This window comes from Dietzia sp. DQ12-76, assembly GCF_014145045.1.
GTDB lineage: Bacteria > Actinomycetota > Actinomycetes > Mycobacteriales > Mycobacteriaceae > Dietzia.
The window spans coordinates 1-4,195 of the sequence record NZ_JAALDV010000188.1; the positions used below are offsets into that span (position 1 = coordinate 1).

Below are 4,195 nucleotides of genomic sequence, written 5' to 3' on the forward strand. Positions count from 1 at the left end.
GCTGGGCAGCGCACCGGCACATCGGGGGCGGGACAGGGCCGAGGCGGTTCCTCCCGGGGTGACTCCCGTGACGGAGGGCGGCAGGGCGTCGAGCGGCGCACGGCTGGCCGTCCGGGTCAGGACGCCCGGCAGGCCGCACGCGTTGACGAGCCGACTCTCCCCGAAGACATCGAGGCCGCGGACCTCGACACGGAGATCCGACGGGACCTGCGGGGTCTGGACAAGGCCAATGCCGAGGTCGTCGCGCGGCATCTGGTGGCGGCGATGTATTTCGTCGACGACGACCCCGAGCTCGCTCTGGCCCACGGACGTGCCGCGAAGAACCGAGCCGGCCGGATAGGTGTGGTCCGGGAGACCGTCGGCGTTCTCGCGTACCGCGCGCGAGAGTGGTCGGAAGCGCTGGGTGAGCTCCGTGCGGCTCGACGCATCTCGGGAGGACCCGGACTGCTGGCGATGATGGCGGACTGCGAGCGGGGCCTCGGACGTCCGGAGAAGGCCATCGAACTCGCCCGGGGTGACGAGTCCCGTCAGGTCACCGGCGAGGACCTCGTGGAGCTGCGCATCGTCGAAGCCGGCGCGCGAGTGGACATGGGCCAGCTCGACGCCGCCCTCGTGACTCTCCAGGATGCGGGAGCCGACCCGGATGCTGTCGGCGAGGAGGCGGCGCGATTGGACTACGCCTACGCGGAGGTGTTGTTGGCGTCCGGCCGCAAGGACGAGGCGGCCGCCTGGTTCGCCCACGCGGTGTCCGCCGACCCGGATCATCACACGGACGCGGAGTCGCGTCTGGCCGAGCTCGGGGGTTAACTCGGTGTCACCAGGCCCGACGTCAGCAGTACCGCGGTCGGCGGGGTCAGAGTCTGCCGCGTCGGAGACTGTGGCGACTCTGTCCGATCTGCACGACGCACTTCTCGCGGATCTCGACGGGACGCTCATCCGCGGTACCGAGCCCATTCCGGGCGCCGCCGAGGCGCTGGACCGGTCGGGGCTTCCGGTGGTCTACGTGACCAACAATGCGAGCCGTTCCCCCGGCCAGACGGCCGAACACCTCCGGGATCTGGGATTTCCGGCCCGCGCGTCCGACGTCATGACCAGCGCCCAGGCGGCGGTGATGATGCTGGGTGATCACGTCGACGCGGGGGCGAGAGTTCTCGTGGTGGGTCACGAGAGTTTCCGGGAGCTCGCCAGACAGGCCGGCTACGAGGTCGTCTATTCGGCCGACGACGGTCCCGAGGCGGTCCTCCAGGGCCTGTCCCGCGAACTGACCTGGGGTGACCTTGCCGAAGGATGTCTCGCGATCCGGCGCGGGGTGCCGTGGGTCGCCTCCAACACCGACACCACCCTGCCCACCGAGCGCGGTCTGCTCCCCGGGAACGGTTCGCTGGTCGCTGCACTTCGCGCCGCGACGGACAGAGACCCCGTCGTGGCGGGGAAGCCGGCGGCGGGAGTGCTCAGGGCGGCCGCGGACCTCGTCGGCTCCCGCCGTCCGCTCGTCATCGGGGACCGTCTGGACACCGATATCGAGGGGGCGCTCGCGGCCGGGATGCCCGCGCTGCTGGTTCTGACGGGCGTCCACGGGACGGCCGATCTGCTGGCCGCGGACGCGCACCGTCGCGCCACCCACCTCGCCCCGGACCTGTCCGCCCTCGCCGCGCCGCCGGAGTCGAGTCACATCGACTCGGCCCCCTGGCTCGACGCGAGGGTGGAGAACGGTGTCCTCCACCTCGACGGGCTCCCCGCGACACTCGGCGGCGTCGACCTGGCGCGCGGCGTCCTCCGACAGGCGTGGAGGCACGGTGTGAGCGCCCTGGCGGATCCCGGCGACGGTGCGCGGTCACGGTTCGCCGATGCGGGACTGCTCGTGGGCTAGCGTGGACCGTGTGAGCACTCCCGGACCGACACCACTGCCAGGGCCCGCGGGCCCGGACATCGACGAGCTCCGCTCGGCCTTCGACGATCTGCTCTCCGACTCCGCCGAACCCCGCGACGAGGTCGGGGGAGTTCGCGACGAGCAGGTCGCGGCCCTGGATTCGGCCCATGATCTGCTCGCCCACGCCCTGTCCTCCCTGGACTCGGCCCGCTGATGGCGGTCGCCCGTAGGCGCCTGGACGCCGAGTTGGTCCGCCGCAAGATGTGTGACAGTCGGGAACGCGCGCGGGACCTCATCGGTGCCGGTCGTGTGATCGTCAACGGGGTCGCCGCGAGTAAGCCCGCCACGCAGGTGGAACCGACGACGTCCATCGCGGTCGCCGCGTCCGGGGAACCGGACTGGGCCTCGCGGGGGGCCCACAAGCTCATCGGTGCCCTGGACGCCTTCGGGGTGGACGTCGCCGGTACGCGCTGCCTCGACGCCGGCGCCTCCACGGGAGGGTTCACCGACGTCCTGCTCTCGCGGGGGGCCGACCGCGTCGAAGCCGTGGACGTGGGCTACGGACAACTCGTGTGGCGCCTGCGCAGCGACGATCGCGTGGGCGTCCACGACAAGACCAACGTGCGGTCCCTCACCCCCGAGGACATCGGCGGCGAGGTCGACGTGGTGGTGTCCGACCTGTCGTTCATCTCCCTGCCCCTCGTCCTTCCCGCTCTGTCCGCGTGTGTCCGCACCGGCGGGGCGCTGCTACCGATGGTCAAGCCGCAGTTCGAGGTGGGACGCGAGCGGGTCGGTCAGGGGGGCGTCGTCCGTGACCCCGGGCTCCGGATCGACGCGGTCACCGGTGTCGCGCGGGCCGCCGCGGCGCTCGGGCTGGAGGCTCTCGGGTGTGTGGCGAGCCCGCTTCCGGGCCCGTCCGGGAACGTCGAGTACTTTCTTCACCTCCGCAAGACCGAACCGGGGTCGCCGGTGGCACTGACGGACCGGGCGCAGGACGCTATTCGCAGCGCGGTGGAGGAGGGACCGAGATGACGCAGAGCCCAGAGGTGGGGGCGCCCCGCCGCATCCTGCTCGAGGCCAACATCGAGCGGCCGGACATCGTCGCGATCGTCGCCCAGGTCGTCGACGCCTGCGCGCACCGCGGGATCGCGGTGCGGATGCTCGCGGACACCAGCGAGAACGTGGCCACCGGGACCGGTGTGGAGTCGGTGGCGGATACCCCGCACGCCGCTGACGGCTGCGAGCTCGTCCTGGTCCTGGGTGGGGACGGGACGTTCCTGCGGGCATGCCAGTACGCGACCGCGGCCGATGTGCCGGTGCTGGGAGTGAATCTCGGGCATGTCGGCTTCCTCGCCGAATCGGAGATCTCCTCTCTCCACGGCGTCGTCGAACAGATCGCGGACCACGACTACCGGGTGGTCGAGCGCATGACGGTCGAGGCCACTGTGATCCACGGGGACACCGTGCTCGGCCGTGACTGGGCACTCAACGAGGTGAGTATCGAGAAGGTCTCGCGGCAGGGCGTCCTCGAGGCGTCGGTCGAGATCGACGGGCGACCGGTGAGCGACTTCGGGTGCGACGGCATGCTCGTCTCGACGCCCACCGGATCGACGGCGTACGCGTTCTCGGCGGGGGGACCGATCCTCTGGCCGGAGCTCGACGCGATCCTGGTGGTCCCGAACAACGCCCACGCCCTGTTCGCCCGGCCCATGGTCGTGGCGCCCAGCTCGCGGGTCGCCGTGGAGACCGGGACCCGGTCCGGACCGGCGGTGGTCGTGCTGGACGGGCGACGAACGATCGACGCCCCCGCCGGCAGTCGGGTGGAGGTGGTGCGTGGCCACAGACCGGTCAAGTGGGTGAGATTGGACGACTCGCCGTTCACGGACCGGCTGGTGACGAAGTTCGAACTCCCGGTCACCGGGTGGCGTGGCCGGTCCACCGCGCGCCCCCTCGCCTAGGGTGGGTGCGTGCTCACGGAACTTCGGATCAGCGGACTCGGCGTCATCGACGAGGCCGTGGCCGATTTCGCCCCGGGCCTGTCCGTCCTGACCGGTGAGACCGGCGCCGGAAAGACCATGGTGGTCACCGGTCTCAGGCTCCTGGCCGGGGGGCGCGCCGATCCGGGGCGGGTTCGTCGCGGAGCGGACAAGGCCGTGGTGGAGGGGCGGTTCGACCTGGCCGCCGCCGAGACGATGCACCCCGAGGACCGACGCGAGCTCGACAGTCTCCTCGAGGAGGCGGACGCGGAGGTCGACGAGGACGGGACGGTGATCGCGGCCCGCCGGGTCGGCGCCGACGGACGCTCCCGGGCCCGGCTCGGGGGTC

6 protein-coding genes are annotated in these 4,195 nt (G+C 71.8%); all 6 read left to right on the forward strand.

Going from position 1 to position 4,195, the window contains the following annotated elements; genetic code table 11:
• Positions 1 to 807 (forward strand): tetratricopeptide repeat protein (locus G6019_RS07685; protein ID WP_182627335.1); only part of this gene is annotated, 807 nt, incomplete at its 5' end.
• Between the two features lie 70 nt (positions 808 to 877).
• Positions 878 to 1,870, forward strand: a complete 993-nt coding sequence (locus G6019_RS07690) for an HAD-IIA family hydrolase (RefSeq protein ID WP_182612782.1) — start codon at positions 878 to 880, stop codon at positions 1,868 to 1,870.
• Between the two features lie 10 nt (positions 1,871 to 1,880).
• Positions 1,881 to 2,084: a hypothetical protein gene (locus G6019_RS07695; protein ID WP_309230185.1), complete on the forward strand. Its 204-nt coding sequence runs from the start codon at positions 1,881 to 1,883 to the stop codon at positions 2,082 to 2,084.
• On the forward strand, positions 2,084 to 2,902 hold the full coding sequence (locus G6019_RS07700; protein WP_107756354.1) for a TlyA family RNA methyltransferase: 819 nt from the start codon (positions 2,084 to 2,086) through the stop codon (positions 2,900 to 2,902). Before G6019_RS07695 ends, G6019_RS07700 begins: the two co-directional genes overlap by 1 nt.
• Entirely contained in the window at positions 2,899 to 3,828 is a 930-nt protein-coding gene (locus G6019_RS07705; RefSeq protein ID WP_107756355.1) for an NAD kinase, read from the forward strand. The genes G6019_RS07700 and G6019_RS07705 overlap by 4 nt, the downstream gene beginning before the upstream one ends.
• Before the next feature lie 9 nt (positions 3,829 to 3,837).
• The coding region (locus G6019_RS07710; RefSeq protein ID WP_182627337.1) for an AAA family ATPase at positions 3,838 to 4,195 on the forward strand (358 nt) is incomplete at its 3' end.